This window comes from Mucilaginibacter tolerans, from assembly GCF_030519375.1.
In the GTDB taxonomy this organism is placed as follows: domain Bacteria; phylum Bacteroidota; class Bacteroidia; order Sphingobacteriales; family Sphingobacteriaceae; genus Mucilaginibacter.
Genome location: NZ_JAUMKB010000005.1, coordinates 146,788 through 160,986 on the forward strand (window position 1 = coordinate 146,788; position 14,199 = coordinate 160,986).

The 14,199-nt window shown below is 42.4% G+C and carries 19 protein-coding genes; 5 read left to right on the forward strand and 14 right to left on the reverse strand.

Annotated features, from left to right (window positions below):
- Nucleotides 1–93 precede the first annotated feature (93 nt).
- From Q3A68_RS09000 to Q3A68_RS09020, 5 genes are all read right to left on the reverse strand, one after another.
- Complete coding sequence (locus Q3A68_RS09000; RefSeq protein ID WP_302900737.1) at nt 94–1,467, reverse strand: di-heme oxidoreductase family protein; 1,374 nt, start codon at nt 1,465–1,467, stop codon at nt 94–96.
- 13 nt (nt 1,468–1,480) lie between these two features.
- On the reverse strand, nt 1,481–2,566 hold the full coding sequence (locus tag Q3A68_RS09005; RefSeq protein WP_302900738.1) for an imelysin family protein: 1,086 nt from the start codon (nt 2,564–2,566) through the stop codon (nt 1,481–1,483).
- An 8-nt stretch (nt 2,567–2,574) separates the two neighbouring features.
- Nucleotides 2,575–3,000 (reverse strand): QcrA and Rieske domain-containing protein, encoded by a 426-nt coding sequence (locus Q3A68_RS09010; RefSeq protein WP_302900739.1) that lies wholly within the window; start codon nt 2,998–3,000, stop codon nt 2,575–2,577.
- A 5-nt stretch (nt 3,001–3,005) separates the two neighbouring features.
- Nucleotides 3,006–4,229, reverse strand: a complete 1,224-nt coding sequence (locus Q3A68_RS09015) for a hypothetical protein (protein WP_302900740.1) — start codon at nt 4,227–4,229, stop codon at nt 3,006–3,008.
- Between the two features lie 160 nt (nt 4,230–4,389).
- Nucleotides 4,390–5,073, reverse strand: a complete 684-nt coding sequence (locus tag Q3A68_RS09020; RefSeq protein WP_302900741.1) for a heme exporter protein CcmB — start codon at nt 5,071–5,073, stop codon at nt 4,390–4,392.
- Nucleotides 5,074–5,198: 125 nt separating this feature from the next.
- On the opposite strand from Q3A68_RS09020, the gene Q3A68_RS09025 reads away from it, so the two are divergent.
- The gene (locus Q3A68_RS09025; protein WP_302900742.1) at nt 5,199–5,681 is read left to right on the forward strand and encodes a methylated-DNA--[protein]-cysteine S-methyltransferase; all 483 of its coding nucleotides are present in this window, start codon (nt 5,199–5,201) and stop codon (nt 5,679–5,681) included.
- Between the two features lie 3 nt (nt 5,682–5,684).
- Here the strand turns inward: Q3A68_RS09025 and Q3A68_RS09030 are convergent, their stop codons facing one another.
- From Q3A68_RS09030 to Q3A68_RS09050, 5 genes are read right to left on the reverse strand one after another with little or no spacing between them, the layout of a single operon-like run.
- Nucleotides 5,685–6,515: a CheR family methyltransferase gene (locus Q3A68_RS09030; protein ID WP_302900743.1), complete on the reverse strand. Its 831-nt coding sequence runs from the start codon at nt 6,513–6,515 to the stop codon at nt 5,685–5,687.
- Between the two features lie 44 nt (nt 6,516–6,559).
- Nucleotides 6,560–6,994, reverse strand: coding sequence for a hypothetical protein (locus Q3A68_RS09035; RefSeq protein WP_302900744.1), 435 nt, complete (start codon nt 6,992–6,994; stop codon nt 6,560–6,562).
- A 3-nt stretch (nt 6,995–6,997) separates the two neighbouring features.
- On the reverse strand, nt 6,998–7,330 hold the full coding sequence (gene gldC / locus Q3A68_RS09040; RefSeq protein ID WP_302900745.1) for a gliding motility protein GldC: 333 nt from the start codon (nt 7,328–7,330) through the stop codon (nt 6,998–7,000).
- A 4-nt stretch (nt 7,331–7,334) separates the two neighbouring features.
- On the reverse strand, nt 7,335–7,601 hold the full coding sequence (locus tag Q3A68_RS09045; protein WP_302900746.1) for a hypothetical protein: 267 nt from the start codon (nt 7,599–7,601) through the stop codon (nt 7,335–7,337).
- A 3-nt stretch (nt 7,602–7,604) separates the two neighbouring features.
- A complete protein-coding gene (locus Q3A68_RS09050) occupies nt 7,605–8,951 on the reverse strand; it encodes a DEAD/DEAH box helicase (RefSeq protein WP_302900747.1) in 1,347 nt (448 codons plus the stop codon).
- A gap of 121 nt (nt 8,952–9,072) precedes the next feature.
- On the opposite strand from Q3A68_RS09050, the gene Q3A68_RS09055 reads away from it, so the two are divergent.
- Entirely contained in the window at nt 9,073–10,410 is a 1,338-nt protein-coding gene (locus Q3A68_RS09055) for a dihydroorotase (protein WP_302900748.1), read from the forward strand.
- Between the two features lie 33 nt (nt 10,411–10,443).
- On the opposite strand, the gene Q3A68_RS09060 is transcribed toward Q3A68_RS09055, so the two are convergent.
- The 4 genes from Q3A68_RS09060 to Q3A68_RS09075 all read right to left on the reverse strand — a co-directional run bounded on the left by Q3A68_RS09060 (nt 10,444) and on the right by Q3A68_RS09075 (nt 12,887).
- Nucleotides 10,444–10,914 (reverse strand): GyrI-like domain-containing protein, encoded by a 471-nt coding sequence (locus Q3A68_RS09060; protein WP_302900749.1) that lies wholly within the window; start codon nt 10,912–10,914, stop codon nt 10,444–10,446.
- Nucleotides 10,915–10,983: 69 nt separating this feature from the next.
- Nucleotides 10,984–11,418 carry an SRPBCC family protein gene (locus Q3A68_RS09065; RefSeq protein WP_302900750.1) on the reverse strand — a complete coding sequence of 145 codons (435 nt, stop codon included), beginning with the start codon at nt 11,416–11,418 and terminating at the stop codon, nt 10,984–10,986.
- A gap of 4 nt (nt 11,419–11,422) precedes the next feature.
- The gene (locus tag Q3A68_RS09070) at nt 11,423–11,878 is read right to left on the reverse strand and encodes an EVE domain-containing protein (protein WP_302900751.1); all 456 of its coding nucleotides are present in this window, start codon (nt 11,876–11,878) and stop codon (nt 11,423–11,425) included.
- Nucleotides 11,879–11,936: 58 nt separating this feature from the next.
- A complete protein-coding gene (locus tag Q3A68_RS09075; RefSeq protein WP_302900752.1) occupies nt 11,937–12,887 on the reverse strand; it encodes a helix-turn-helix transcriptional regulator in 951 nt (316 codons plus the stop codon).
- Nucleotides 12,888–12,941: 54 nt separating this feature from the next.
- On the opposite strand from Q3A68_RS09075, the gene Q3A68_RS09080 reads away from it, so the two are divergent.
- Genes Q3A68_RS09080 through Q3A68_RS09090 form a run of 3 tightly spaced genes read left to right on the forward strand, consistent with a single transcriptional unit; the run spans nt 12,942 to nt 14,193 of the window.
- The gene (locus Q3A68_RS09080; protein WP_302900753.1) at nt 12,942–13,490 is read left to right on the forward strand and encodes an STM3941 family protein; all 549 of its coding nucleotides are present in this window, start codon (nt 12,942–12,944) and stop codon (nt 13,488–13,490) included.
- Between the two features lie 11 nt (nt 13,491–13,501).
- A complete protein-coding gene (locus tag Q3A68_RS09085) occupies nt 13,502–13,759 on the forward strand; it encodes a putative signal transducing protein (protein WP_302900754.1) in 258 nt (85 codons plus the stop codon).
- A 17-nt stretch (nt 13,760–13,776) separates the two neighbouring features.
- On the forward strand, nt 13,777–14,193 hold the full coding sequence (locus tag Q3A68_RS09090) for a YciI family protein (RefSeq protein ID WP_302900755.1): 417 nt from the start codon (nt 13,777–13,779) through the stop codon (nt 14,191–14,193).
- The last annotated feature ends 6 nt before the right edge of the window (nt 14,194–14,199 follow it).

Consider the following 14,199-nt stretch of genomic DNA (forward strand, 5'->3'; position numbering starts at 1 on the left):
CCTAATTAGTTTAATATGCTAATTAAGGCAATTATTATGAATTATTTATGAAAAGGGCCCTATTGTAACAGGATTTTAACCCGGCTCTAATATTTAAAGTGAGTTCAGGAACTTCAAAACGGCATTCCTGTCACTTTTTGACAGATGCGAAAAATAAGCCTTCGATGCTGCGGCTTCACCATCATGCCACATGATCGCTTCTACTATAGTACGCGCCCGTCCGTCGTGCAAATAGTAACCCGGATTGTTCACAACCTGGAATAGTCCCAATCCCCACAAAGGAGCTGTGCGCCATGACTGCCCATCTGCTTTAAAGTCCGGACGGTTGTCCGCTAAACCTACGCCCATGTTATGTACCAGCATATCAGTATAAGGATGAATTACCTGGTTTGATACTGCCGGGAAGGCCACATTCACTCCGGTGGTTAAGGTTTGTTTATGACAAGTGGCGCATTTAGCCAGTATAAATAGCTGCTCTCCTCGTTTAATTGTCGCATCACTTGTGTTGCGACGCGCAGGAACCGATAGCGTTTGCGCATAAAACTTCACCGCATTCAATGTAGTATCCGGCAATTCCGCGTCATCATGCAAATTATCGTATTGACTTTGTCCATAGCTGCTTTCCAAAGGAAGCACGCTGCTGGTTAATCCCATGTCCTGGTTAAAAGCTGTCGCTACCTGTGTGATGATGGACGCCGTATTGGCCTTCCAGCCAAAACGTCCCAGTTGCATTTTCTTTGTGGTAACATCATATACATAATTAGCTCTTCCGGCAATACCATCGCCGTTCGCATCGTTCGGATCAGCATTGGCTATAATCTCGCTTTCAGGAACAGCTTCGAGTAATCCCAACCCTATCATCGGAGGAGCTAAACGCGGTGAAAGCAAATAAGTTCCCGCAATCGGTGCATATAGGTTAGTCAATGTATAAGTTGGCGCTCTCAAGTCATAAGTTTCACCATCATCAAAAGAATAGGTCTGATAGGTATAATTGATATTAACTTTCGCTTCTGGCTGTAATCCGTACGCTGCTTTGTCCTGCACCTGTAAACCGTAACCAGGTACGGCAACCGGACCACCATTAACATCGGCGCCAGGTAAACTTATGCGCATCAGCAGTGATGACTGTGCATCGCCGGCTGTTGGTAAACCGATACCATCATTATGGTGACACGAAACGCAGGATGTATTATTGAAAATAGGCCCCAATCCGCTGTGTATTGGCGCTGGTGCCGTAACAAAGGACTGGCTGAATATTTTATCCCCCAGCTCATGCACGTATTCGTCATAAGAACTCAGCTTTGCAAATGAGTTTCCAAAAGCTTTTGACGTGGCATCAAATACAGTTGTGCTTCCACCAGAAAGCTGATTATCGTATTGATAGGCAGGAAATTGAGCCGATTTCTGGCATTTTACCAATGCAAATACTACCAACGTTAACAGACCTATTATTTGTATTTTTTTCACCGATATTGATTAATTAGTCTTTAATGTTTGTTTGTACAAAATTTTCCAAATCTCCCTCTAACGTTGCCTGAAGCGTTTTAATAGCATTCTGTACACTTTTTATCTGGTTTTGCTGCGTGTAAATCGCTTTCTCGTAAGTGGTGGTAATGGCACTGAATGAGGCAATAGCCGTATTAATCTGTGATTGTATCTTGAGATCGAGCGATGCATTTTTTGATGCAACCAATTCACGCAGGCTATGGCCAGCCGCTGCTCCCGGATACTGGCATTTATAAGCATTCAATACACCTGTAATATTGTTTTTGAAATCGGTTACTGAATTGTGAGAGAATTGTGATTCGTCTAGTGTCGAATCCTGTGCTGTAAGCGGTGTTTGCATCTTTTCATTGGCAACCTCGTTGCAGATATCAGCCATGGAACCAACCAGAGCAAGAAAGACTGCCTGACGACTAGTAAAAGTGACACTGCCTTTGCCTGCAGCAACCACTTGTGCTGTATAATTACCAGATGCCGGGTCCCAGCTATTACGCAATTGGGTTGTCGTATTCAAAAGACTCTCCCCTAACGATGCCAGGTACACTTTGTCGCGAGCAGAAACGTTAGCCGCCTTTTGTGTGCCGCCAACCCCAAAAATAACATACTCGATAGCGTGAAAACCTTTTAAAGTTGTGCCCAATTGGTCGATGTCTGCCACGGTCAAATTGCTATTGCTGGCAAGTACTGCATCGAGATCAGTTTTGTTTACCGGCCAGTCGTCCATAGTTGGATCGTAGTTAAAATCTTCTACCGGGCCGAATAGAAACCCTTCGCATGATTCCCACGCGGCGCGGGTATTTTTCCAGGCGACACGCACAGCCTCCAGGTTAGCATCAGTCGGACTGGCATTAAAAGTGGTGATGGCGCTGTTCATCACCTGCGCTTTGGCTTGTATATCCTGGTAATTTGGATTGGCCAGGTTAGCTGCAAAATCAGTCAGGACATGCTGTTCTAAAGTAGCCTGAGTGCTGGAATTATCGCCATTATTGCCTGTATTGTTTTTTTTGCAACCGGCAATAGCCAGCCCTATCACACTAAGTGTGATTAAAAATTTACTTCTCATAGTACATGTTAACTTAGATGGATGATGATTTGATCTGCTATAATTTCAGTCGGATATTTTTTTAATGAGCGCTCTGCAGGCCCCTGCGTAACCTGTCCCTGTTTATCAAAAGAGCTACCGTGCAGGTTGCACCTGAATCCGTTGCCTGTAGCAACTAATTGATTATCGGCATGCGTACATCTGAGTAGCAAAGCCGCATAAGAACCATCCTTTTCTTTTCGCAAGCCAATATTATAAAGCATGTCTTTGGGTTGTATAACCAGGAAATCGCTTTGCGCAAATAATGATACCGGTACTGATACCTTGTTATTACCTATTGTTGTTTTATAAACCGGCAATGTTGCACATGATGATAATGCACTTGCTGCTACCAAGCCTGCGCCTACTGCCAGGCACATGGTACACGATTGTTTAACAAAGCTTCTTCTATCCATAGCTTTTAAAATGAAAATGCGACTCCCAGATTAACCAGGTTATAATTTTGCTGATAAGGTTGTGCGACCGGATTAGGGTTGATGATCAGGTCGGGATTCTGACTACCAGTATGCGCAATACGTACATCGCCCTTAATAGCTACATTGCGTATAGGCAAATAACTTAAACCTGCTACTACATAGTTTTGATTCAGTGTACCATCTGTAACTCCGTTTAAAGGAATGCTGGCATTCATATTCAATTTCTCGTCACGTACAAAAACGATCAGTTGTTTATTTTTTGCCGAACCGCTTAAATGCATCAAGTCATAACCTACTTCAGCATAAGCGCCATATTCTGTTTTTGGTGTGTTGTTAGCATAAGCACGGTTAATCTTGTCTGCATCCGGTATAGAAATGACGGCCCCCAATACCTTCACCGAAAAACCATTGTTTACATATTGCAAATCTGCTTCACCCATAGCAACCGGTGTGCCCAAGACGCCGGAGTGCAACCCAAGGCTATCCGCCTTACGTTTGCTCACTCCTACCGTTCCGCCATAGTAACCGGAAACTTGGGCTTTGAAATCGCCCTGATAAAATTGCAGCGCTGCAGTAAGCGCCAGATTATTTCCAGTAGCATTACGGCCTTCAAAACGACCCTCGCGGATACCCGACCCATGCTCAAACATCTCCGAGCTGAGGCCGCTAACCAGTCCTACCGAGTAATTAACGGGAAGACTATTGAGACTTCCAAATAAACCCACACCCAGTTCTCTCCAGGTTGACGGGATAATGAAAGTTTCTACATAGTTACGCTCATTACCGTTGAAGGTGTTTGGCAAGTGATTTTCATTCAGTATACCAATCCGTGGTAAAAACAAACCAGCAACAATGTATTGATTGGCATTTAAATTAAATTTCAGATAAGCTTGCTCAACAGCGACTTCACCACCTGATTCGCCACCTGACACTTTAGCATCCTCTACCTCCAGTTCTGAAAAGAAAGAGATTTTATCTGTGAACTTATGTCCGGTAAAAAGCACGAAACGTTCCAGGTTAATATTTGCTGTTTGGGTCCTTGAATTGCGTTGATAAAAGGCATTGCCATATCCGCCAATAGTGGTGGAACTTTTGGATATATTATTATTTAACGAATCCTCTGAAGTGACGTTGGGTTTTTGCTGGGCAAATAATTTTGCAGAAAGAAGACTTAAAATTAAAAGTAATGTAAACGTATATTTTTTCATTAGTTCATTTGTTGTACGCTGCAAAAATGCACCTTATTTAGACTTAATCCAAATAAAGATTAAAATAATTCTAAATAGAGGAAATTGACTGGATTAAGTAGTTGATTATGTGAATGGTTGCGTAGATAGGCCCCCCCTATGACCAATGACTAAGAACCACTCAATCCCGCCACAAGTAAGGAAAGAGCAGCAATGAAGTAGCAATAACGATGACATTTATAGCGCCCAATACGCCCATATTACTATAGCTCAGGCTGCGGTCTAAGCCATCCATTGCATTTTTGCTCAGGTGGATTAATTGAAGGATAACCGGAATGATGATAGGAAAACTTAAAATGGCCATTAGCGTACCGTTATTCCCTGCTTTGGAGGCAATAGCGGATATCATGGTAAAGACAGTTGAAAAACTGATACTTCCAATCAATACGGATAAGAAATAAAAAAGAGGATCGCCAATGGTATTGGTAAAAAAAACCATATAAACCACCAATGCTAAAATGCTGAGCAGCGACATTAGCAGGATGTTATAAATGGTTTTGGAAAGAATAATGGCTTGCGGACTGGCGATGGTATAATAATAAAGCAGGCGGCTTTTGCTTTCCTGTATAAAACTTTTGGCAATGGCATTTACCGAAGCAAAAAGCATGATGATCCAGAATAATACATTCCAAACAATAGGATATCCCTGGCTGCCCTGAAAACCACCACTCAAATGAAATGATATATAGCAAACAAATACCGTCGACACCACATAAAGCAAAACCCCATTGAAGGCATATTTAGAGCGCCACTCCAGCAGTATTTCTTTTTTTATCAGATGAAGGGTCTGGTCGAACAGTTCCATTTTGTGCAAAGATAGATTTTGTAGTCGGAAAAGTCAGAAAGTCCGTAAGTCGGCAAGATTTTATGTTTACATACTTTCAGACTTGCCGACTTCCCGCCTTGCGGACTTAACACTATCTTTACCTTATGCCAATTACCTACTATAGCTCTCCTGTCGGGATGATCCGCATAACTGAAGATGAAGGCTATGTCACCTCTGTACACTTTATGGATGAGCCTGTTGAACCGGATGAACCTTCTGCACCGGCATTAAAAATGGCGGTAGAACAATTGGATGAATACTTCGCAGGTAAAAGAAAAGTGTTTGATTTTCCCTTTCGCCAGGCAGGCTCTGATTTTCAACAGGAGGTCTGGCAATGCCTGCTAACTATTGGCTACGGTAAAACCATCAGTTATTTGCAACAGTCGAAGTTAATGAAGAACCCATTGGCTATTCGTGCTATCGCATCCGCAAACGGAAAAAATCATATGGCTATTGTTGTGCCCTGTCATAGAGTGATAGGCTCAGATGGCGGCCTTACGGGATATGCGGGCGGCATGTGGCGAAAAAAATGGTTATTGGAGCATGAGGCGTGTGTAATGGGTTCGGGGCAGACCTCGTTGTTTTAATATTTATCCCCCGACCTTCTGATAAATATTCTCCTTCTGACTAACTACCTTGAATTTATTTTTGTACTCAGGAAACCTGATCGTCTCCTTACTTCCCAGGCACAAGAATCCATTGGGGCATAGACTTTTATAAAACAACCCTAATATTTTCTCCTGCAACGCTGCATCAAAGTAAATAAATACATTGCGGCAGCTTATGATCTGGAATTCATTAAATACATCGTTCGTTACCAGGTTATGGCTTGAGAAAAGGATATTTTGCTTCAATTCCTTTTTTATGCTGGCCACATCATTCATCACATTAAAGTAATCGGTCAATGATCCCGGGAGTTCGCACAACTTATAATTCTCTGCATAACTTTTTATTTTACGCATACTATAAACGCCTCTTTGCGCCTCTTCAATCATAGCCGTGTTGATGTCAGTTCCATAAATAAAAGGCTCGGAATTCAATTTGGATTGATTGAGCAATATGGACAGTGAATAAACTTCCTCTCCGGATGAACAGCCGGCGCTCCATACCCTAACAGCCTTGAATTGGGATAGATGGGGGACAACAAAGGTATTCAATGTCCTAAAAAAGGATGGATCGCGGAACATCTCGGTAACATTTACCGTCACTTCATTTAAAAACCAGCGAAAGAAATCTGCATTATTTGCTAGTGAGTCCTTCAGTTCTGTAAAACCGACTCTCTTTAAAGTAGTGATCCGCGACAGCCTGCGCCTAAGTGATGCCTTTGAGTAATTCGAAAAATCGAACCCGTGCTTTTCCTTTACAAGTTCAATGAGTTCGTGAAGTTCAGAATCTGTCAGTGCGCCTGGTAAAGTAGTCATAGCTCAAAATCCTGGTTACATAGATAACTTTACCGTTGCTTGTTTTATTGGCTGTCGCTCTGCGGTTGATCAGGCATTTTATACCTGGATTTATCGCCTAAAGCACCTGCCAACGATAATACAGGTCCCGCAACCAACAACCACCATCCCCATTTAAATTTGATCTTGCTTGCCAAAAACCGTGATACAGCATGGAAGGGTATAAAAGTAAACGAAGTATGAATCTTCAAAAGCGCTAGTATATAAAACAGGAACACCAATATAGCCGACAGCCATGCGGCCATACGTGCAACGCTGGCTTGCATAAATACCACTCCTATTATGCCCACCACGGCTATCAGCAATACGACGATTCCATAAGGTTTGTTGGCATCATACATATTCCACGTGGTTATGCCGAATGGCCTGAACAGCGGGCAATAAGTGGCTGCAATGAGCATAACAAAGCCGGCAAAAGCCAGGAATGATCTGAGCTTCATAGTTTATTTTTGAGAGATTTCCATTTTATCGGCAAAGTGGGCACAGTAATCGCGAAGGTCTTCAACGATATTCTTTTCGCCGGTAGCGCGCAAAAAGCTGTCGCCCATTGTTTGAAGCGTTTCGTAGAAAAAACGTTTCATTTCATCAACGGGCATGTCCTTAGTCCAAAGATCGATGCGAAGCGTATTTTTATAATTATGATCCCAAAGCGACAGCATAATCGATTTTACAGGAAGTGCTTCCTTGTTTTGAGCATCGGTTGATTCCCAGGTGATATTCTCAGGAACGTTGTTATCGTCAAGGTCTATGGTAAGTTTTATTTCAGCTTTCTTCATTTTGTTATTTAACCAGTAAAAATATAATAGTCGCCAAAGTTATAAAGCTTATCTCTACTATCCATAAACTTTTGGTTTTGGGGAAAAAATTACGGAGCATCAGGTCAAGAAATGACACTACAAAAGCAAAAAGCAGAAATATAAGGGTGATGGTGCCGCTCCAATGCTCGTATTTACTACCCGTTATTTTGGCGCCATAGATGAATACATATCCCGCCAGGAGCAAAAAAAAGGCGGTTGCAAAATTTAAAGGTGTTATTCTGAATTTCATGAATTAACGTTTCTTTCTGAATGGTTTCTTAGCCCGATCCTTAGCAGCTTTTGAGTTCGGATTAGCTTTTGCCTTGGCAGCATCGAATTTTTTGCGCTGATTAAGCGTCTTCTTTTCATGGAACGCGCCTTTAAACTCCGGATCCTCTTTTCGTTTTTGCTCGTCGATTTCCCGCGCTTGCTCCTGCCGCTCTTCAAATGCCGTTTGTTCAATAAACACATCCACAGGGACATCAAAAACGGGAATAGTTTGCCTGATCAGCTTTTCTATTTTATGGAGGTAATACTCCTCGGCCGGCGTACAAAAGGTAATGGCCTCGCCTAACTGTAAGGCTCTTCCTGTACGGCCAATACGGTGTACGTAATCCTCAGTCACAAACGGCACGTCAAAATTAATTACGTGGCTCACATCGTTCACATCAATTCCCCGCGCCGCCACGTCCGTTGATACCAATATCTTCACCTCGTCATTCTTGAAAGCATTCATGGAGTTGATGCGGGTATTCTGCCCTTTATTGGCATGCAATACCCTTACCTCCTGCTCGTTGTATTTTCTTATCAGGAATTTATAAACATCTTCGGCTACGGTGCGTGTTTTGCAAAATAGCATCAGCTTTTTGATCTCATCCGTATTATCCAGCAAATATTTCAGCAGGTTGATCTTGGTTTTAACATTGGGCACATAATACACCCGCTGCTCAACGGTCTGGGCCGGAGTAGCCTGCGGGGTAACTTCAATTACAGTCGGAAATTCCAAAAAATTTGCCGACAACTGATGTATCTTATCCGACATGGTTGCCGAGAAAAGCAGGTTCTGCCGTTTGCGTGGCACCACCTCCAGTATCCGGTTGATCTGCGGCATAAAACCCATATCCATCATCTTGTCGGCTTCGTCCAGCACCAGCACCTGCAATTGTTTCATCACCAGGTGGCCAGCCAGATAGATATCCATAAACCTACCGGGCGTAGCTACGATAATATCGACACCCTTGCTTACTTGTTCGATCTGTGTTTTAGGGCCAAGTCCGCCATAAAGCGTAACCACACGCAAATCGGTATATTTGGCATAGGCTTTTATATTCTCCTCTATTTGCATGGCCAACTCGCGCGTCGGAGCTACGATTAATGCTCTTGGGTTTTCACCCTGGGCGTATTTCAATCGCATGATGATGGGCAGAACATAAGCCGCTGTTTTCCCGGTGCCCGTTTGGGCAATGCCCATCACATCCTGTCCGTTCAGAATCGGCGGAATGGCTTTTTGCTGTATAGGCGTAGGCTCGGTATATCCTGCATCGTCAATAGCATTTAGTAATTGGCGATTAAATTTAAAATCCTCGAAAGTTGCGCCCATCCGGCAAAGATAAGTTTTAAGTCGGGAAGTCAGAAAGTCGGGAAGACAGGAAGATAAGCAATGCGTTTAAAAAGCTAACTTTGTAAAATCTAAAATCGTAATTCTAAAATCTAAAGTCAAAATGTCTTCTATCCTCATTAAATCAGCCACTATAGTCAACGAAAACAAACAATATGTTAGCGATCTTTTAGTAAAGGATGGATTAATTGAGCGGATAGACAAAAACATAGATGTCAATGCCGATCAGACTATTAACGCCGAAGGCTTGCATTTATTCCCAGGTTGTATCGACGACCAGGTGCACTTTCGTGAGCCGGGGTTAACGCATAAAGCGGATATTCATTCCGAATCAAGAGCAGCGGTAGCCGGAGGCATAACCAGTTTTATGGAAATGCCCAACACGGTGCCTAATACATTAACCCAGGAGTTACTTCAACAAAAATATGATATAGCTTCGCGCAACTCTCTGGCTAACTATTCATTCTTCATGGGTGCATCCAACGATAATATCGAGCAAGTGCTTAAAACGAATATCCAAAATGTGTGCGGCGTAAAAGTGTTCATGGGATCATCAACCGGGAACATGCTGGTGGATAATCCTACGACGCTGGAGAACATTTTCTCCAGTTCAGCTATGCTGGTGGCTGTGCACTGCGAGGACGAGGCAACCATCAAAGCTAACCTTTCTCATTATAAAGAATTGCTAGGCGATGATATCCCGGTAAGATTGCATCCTAAAATCCGCAGCGAAGAGGCTTGTTATTTATCCTCTTCGATGGCTGTTGAACTGGCGAGGAAACACAATACCCGCCTGCATATTCTGCATATCTCGACAGAAAAAGAAACGCATCTTTTCAGGAACGATATCCCTCTCAATGACAAACGCATCACTGCCGAGGCATGTGTGCATCATTTGTGGTTCAGCGATAAGGACTACGAAACAAAAGGCAACTTCATCAAATGGAACCCCGCAGTAAAAACTGAGGCCGATCGTGATGGTATTTTAAAGGCAGTATTGGATGGGAGAATAGATGTGATCGCAACCGACCATGCACCGCATACATTGGAAGAAAAATCACAGCCTTACCTACAAGCTCCTTCCGGGGGACCGTTAGTGCAACATGCCCTGCCGGCTATCTTGGAATTATATCATCATGGCAAGATCAGCCTGGAACAGGTTGCCGAAAAGATGGCACACAATGTGGCCATCTGTTTTCAGATCGATAAACGCGGTTATGTTCGCGAAGGGTATTGGGCCGACCTGGTATTGGTTGATTTGAATAACCCATGGAACGTCAACAAATCCAATATCTTATATAAATGTGGCTGGAGCCCGTTCGAGGGAAGCATCTTCCGCTCCAAAATAATGCATACGCTGGTATCAGGCAATTTAGCTTACAGCAACGGAAGTATTATTGAAGGTAAAACGGGTACTCGACTGAATTTTAATAGGATGTAACTAACAAATACTTGAAATAAAGAAATTTCTGCATCAAATAAATCCTACATATATCTCCGCTTTTGTAGCTCCAAAACTTTCTGCTCCGGCTTTATACAAATCATAATCTGCTATGTAGTTCCGCGCTGAACAATCCTGCCATATTTGTCGCCAGGCATTAGCCACGCATTCGGGAAATAGCCCTGATGGTTTATAAACACGATAGCTCCCCTTCGGTATTAATGCGGTAAAAAAACCTCCCGAATCATCCGGACTGGCAACGCAACAACCTAACACCGCTGTGTACCAACCCGTATGGTCGTTCTCATAATCGGTATACACGCAATAAATATCATCAGATAGCCGGGCAACAATTTGTCCGGCTATACTCTCACTCATAAATTTTGCCCACAGATTTCCTATGTCAGTCATAGCACGATCATCCTGGTTGGTAGTGCGTACAGCTACGCCAGCGACGAAGATTCCAGAGCTATTTATTTCCTCAAAAGGCAGGTTTTGGCTCATAACTAATCGTTATATCTAAATATAAATAATTTTTAATCAGATTTTTACAAAATCTATATCAATTAAAACTTAAACCTCACCGCTTTCCACCATCTCCTTCATTTTTCCAAAGACCCATTGCCAGTTTTGCTCAGAATGATTTTTAGCTTCTTCATTTTTAATATTTTCCTGGGTGATACTTAATGTGGTTTTACCACCTTGCTCTTTCAGATCATAGGTAATATCCTGGTAGTTTTCCGGCTTATCTTCGGTGCCAGACATCGTGCTCCAGTAATTATACTTTACAGACCTACCCGGATTAATATCCAGTACCTCACCTTTGTCACGATAGCTCTTGCCTTCCCACTCCCCTTCCCAGATAATGGGGCTGCCTTTTTTCCAGTCGGTTTTCACATTGGTGCCGAAGAAGTACTTTTTTACGATCTCCGGATTGGTCAGCGCCTCCCAAACTTTTGTTGCCGGCGCGTTAACATCAATAGATGTTGTCAAACTTAAGTTTCCCATGGTTTTATGAATTGGTTGTTAATGATTTATGTTGACTATCTAACATTCTCGAACGGATCAACTCGAAATCAGTTTTTCCTATCTCAAAAAAGCCGAAACGGAAGTGATATCCCCAGGCTCTTTTGTCTTTTATAAACTCCATTTGAGGAATCAGGGGAATAAATGGTGTTTCCCTGCAACGATAATACTGAACGTCTCTCCGGTAGGGAATAAAGTTTTCAGACATCTTATGCTGATAAACTTCGTTCCCACTTACTTGTCCTATCGCGGTAAAAGCCTGCAGCTTTTCATCGCCCTCATAGGTCACTTTAGGCGAATAGAATATTACCCAGTCATTTACATGGAGTTTTTTTAATGCGCCGGGCTTTCCATGATTAGCCTGCATAAATCCGCCGGCTACACCACGTTTGATATGATCTTTGGATACAACCGTTATCCAGTATCTTTCCTTGTTTTCCATGATACAAAGAAAGAACTGCAAAATGACAGCCCTATGTCAGCAGGGTTTTGGATATTGATCAGCTATTACGTTGCATGATCACTTCTGACAACTCTCTTATTTTCGTCTTTAGCTCGCAAGGGCTGACGATCTCTGCCATATCGCCATACATCATTATCCATCGCACAAAACCTTCGATAAAGCCAGTGAGGAAGGTCATTTCTACCATGCAGTCAACCTCTTTTTCAGATACGAAGCCGTTGTAATACTTCTGCTCATTCAGATATTGAACGATCTTCTTTTCGACCCTTATGGTTACTGCCTGTAAATTCTTTTCCTTTGCAGACTCCTGGATATATTCACTCAAATTGGGGTGTTGGGTTCTGAAACGCTCGCCTGTAAGCGATATATTCGAGATGCGATCGAGCCTGAAATCGCGGTAATCCTCACGCAGACGGCACCAGGCAATCAGGTGCCAGTAATTATCAAGGTAAAACACGCCAACCGGTTCAATACACCGTTCGCTTTTTTGCTGGTTATGTGCTGCAAAATAATGGATGGATAACACCTGCCGCTCGCCTATTCCCTTTAGGATGATCTGCAAAGGGTTCAGGTCCAGCTTGGAGCCGGGAGCCACACGCCTGCTTTTCAAAACCTCGATATGGCCATCGATATTTTCAAGAAAGTCTTTTTCAGCCATACGTAACACAGAACGTATCTTAAACATAGCAGACTTATAATTTTCGTCAGAAGATGGATCGGTCAGCTTCTCCATCAGTTTTTCAGCCGTAAGGAATGCGGTTGCCTCCTCGCGCGTAAACATTACCGGTGGTAAACGATAGCCATCCATAATGGAATAACCGATACCTGCTTCGCCAATCAGGGGTATCCCTGCTTCCTCCAAAGTCTTAATATCACGATAAACAGTGCGCAAACTGATATTGAAACGTTCAGCAATATCGCCGGCTTTAACAACACGGCGCGATTGCAGGTGGATCAGAATGGCAGATATACGGTCGATGCGGTTCATAATTATTCAAATTAACCAAAACAAATTCTCATTTTTGGAGGAGAAGTAAACTTTATGATTAAGGTCGATCAGATTGAAATACCACTGAGCAAAAATAAACTGGCCCTGCTATTAATCGGATCAACAGCCTTCGTTTTAGCGGGAATATGGTTTATAACGAATCCCAAAAGCTTAAGTACAGAATATAATCATAAAAGCCCAGAATTAGTTTTTGCCTTTGGGGTCGCGTCAATTCTGTTTTTTGGGTTATGTGCATTCTTGATTTTGAGGAAGATGTTTGATAATAAACCAGGGCTTATTATTAACGATTCGGGTATAAATGATAATTCAAGTGGCACTTCCGTTGGTTTCATTCCATGGAAAGATATTGAAGCTGTAAGAAAATCCGTAGTTGTCAATCAGAGTATGATCATGGTTGTAGTTAATAATCCTGAAGAATATATAAATAAGCAAACCCGCTTGATCACAAAAAAAGCGATGCAAATAAACTACAAGAGCTTTGGCTCTCCGATCTTTATTTCTGCTAATGGCCTTAAATGCGATTTCAATGAACTTTATGACAGCATCAACAGTAGGTTTCATACTCAAAATGCAAAGAAATAATTTGAATGCATATGCAAAAAGATGATGAAATAGTAACTTTTAGGACCTATTATAATATTATGGAAGCCGAGATCATCCGCGCCAAACTTGAAGCGAATGGTATACCGTCTTTGATATCAGATGAGAGCCTGGGCGTATTATACCCTGTTTATAACCAGGGTGGAGGCGGCATCAAACTGAAAGTGTTTGTAAAAGACCTAGAAAAAGCCGGGGAAATTTTGTCTGAAGAAAACCCTTTGTCCGACGAGGATATCAATACAGAATCATAAACCTTAAATCACTAATCATGAAAAAGATCTTTCTTTTAACAGTTCTTTTGTTTACTGGTGCAATTTCATTTGCTCAGGAAAAGGCAAAACCCCAATATCTTATGGTCGTTCGGTTTAAAACTAATTTTAAGCCGTCATCTAATGAAGAGATCCAGAATAATATCAAAAAATGGCAGGAGTATATGGGTAACCTGGCACAATCCGGCGATCTGGTAGCCGGCTACCGCCCTACTAATGAAGGCGCTACCATCTCAGGAAAAGAAAAATCAATCAAACCAATCCCTTATGTTGCTAATGATGACCTGGTCAGCTCAGTGTTGATCATTAAAGCTGACAATTTAGACGCTGCCAAAGCCATTGCCAATAAGTGTCCGGTCTTTGAATTAGGCGGAAGTGTAGAGGTAAGAGCGATGATGAATGTAGCCGGGCAGTAAGCACTG

Excerpts from the sequence above, each read along its gene's own strand:
- Q3A68_RS09005 (WP_302900738.1), bottom strand. The coding sequence starts at position 2,566 with ATGAGAAGTAAATTTTTAATCACACTTAGTGTGATAGGGCTGGCTATT.
- Q3A68_RS09010 (WP_302900739.1), bottom strand. The coding sequence starts at position 3,000 with ATGGATAGAAGAAGCTTTGTTAAACAATCGTGTACCATGTGCCTGGCA.
- Q3A68_RS09015 (WP_302900740.1), bottom strand. The coding sequence starts at position 4,229 with ATGAAAAAATATACGTTTACATTACTTTTAATTTTAAGTCTTCTTTCT.
- Q3A68_RS09020 (WP_302900741.1), bottom strand. The coding sequence starts at position 5,073 with ATGGAACTGTTCGACCAGACCCTTCATCTGATAAAAAAAGAAATACTG.
- Q3A68_RS09025 (WP_302900742.1), top strand. The coding sequence starts at position 5,199 with ATGCCAATTACCTACTATAGCTCTCCTGTCGGGATGATCCGCATAACT.
- Q3A68_RS09030 (WP_302900743.1), bottom strand. The coding sequence starts at position 6,515 with ATGACTACTTTACCAGGCGCACTGACAGATTCTGAACTTCACGAACTC.
- Q3A68_RS09035 (WP_302900744.1), bottom strand. The coding sequence starts at position 6,994 with ATGAAGCTCAGATCATTCCTGGCTTTTGCCGGCTTTGTTATGCTCATT.
- gldC (WP_302900745.1), bottom strand. The coding sequence starts at position 7,330 with ATGAAGAAAGCTGAAATAAAACTTACCATAGACCTTGACGATAACAAC.
- Q3A68_RS09045 (WP_302900746.1), bottom strand. The coding sequence starts at position 7,601 with ATGAAATTCAGAATAACACCTTTAAATTTTGCAACCGCCTTTTTTTTG.
- Q3A68_RS09050 (WP_302900747.1), bottom strand. The coding sequence starts at position 8,951 with ATGGGCGCAACTTTCGAGGATTTTAAATTTAATCGCCAATTACTAAAT.
- Q3A68_RS09055 (WP_302900748.1), top strand. The coding sequence starts at position 9,073 with ATGTCTTCTATCCTCATTAAATCAGCCACTATAGTCAACGAAAACAAA.
- Q3A68_RS09060 (WP_302900749.1), bottom strand. The coding sequence starts at position 10,914 with ATGAGCCAAAACCTGCCTTTTGAGGAAATAAATAGCTCTGGAATCTTC.
- Q3A68_RS09065 (WP_302900750.1), bottom strand. The coding sequence starts at position 11,418 with ATGGGAAACTTAAGTTTGACAACATCTATTGATGTTAACGCGCCGGCA.
- Q3A68_RS09070 (WP_302900751.1), bottom strand. The coding sequence starts at position 11,878 with ATGGAAAACAAGGAAAGATACTGGATAACGGTTGTATCCAAAGATCAT.
- Q3A68_RS09075 (WP_302900752.1), bottom strand. The coding sequence starts at position 12,887 with ATGAACCGCATCGACCGTATATCTGCCATTCTGATCCACCTGCAATCG.
- Q3A68_RS09080 (WP_302900753.1), top strand. The coding sequence starts at position 12,942 with ATGATTAAGGTCGATCAGATTGAAATACCACTGAGCAAAAATAAACTG.
- Q3A68_RS09085 (WP_302900754.1), top strand. The coding sequence starts at position 13,502 with ATGCAAAAAGATGATGAAATAGTAACTTTTAGGACCTATTATAATATT.
- Q3A68_RS09090 (WP_302900755.1), top strand. The coding sequence starts at position 13,777 with ATGAAAAAGATCTTTCTTTTAACAGTTCTTTTGTTTACTGGTGCAATT.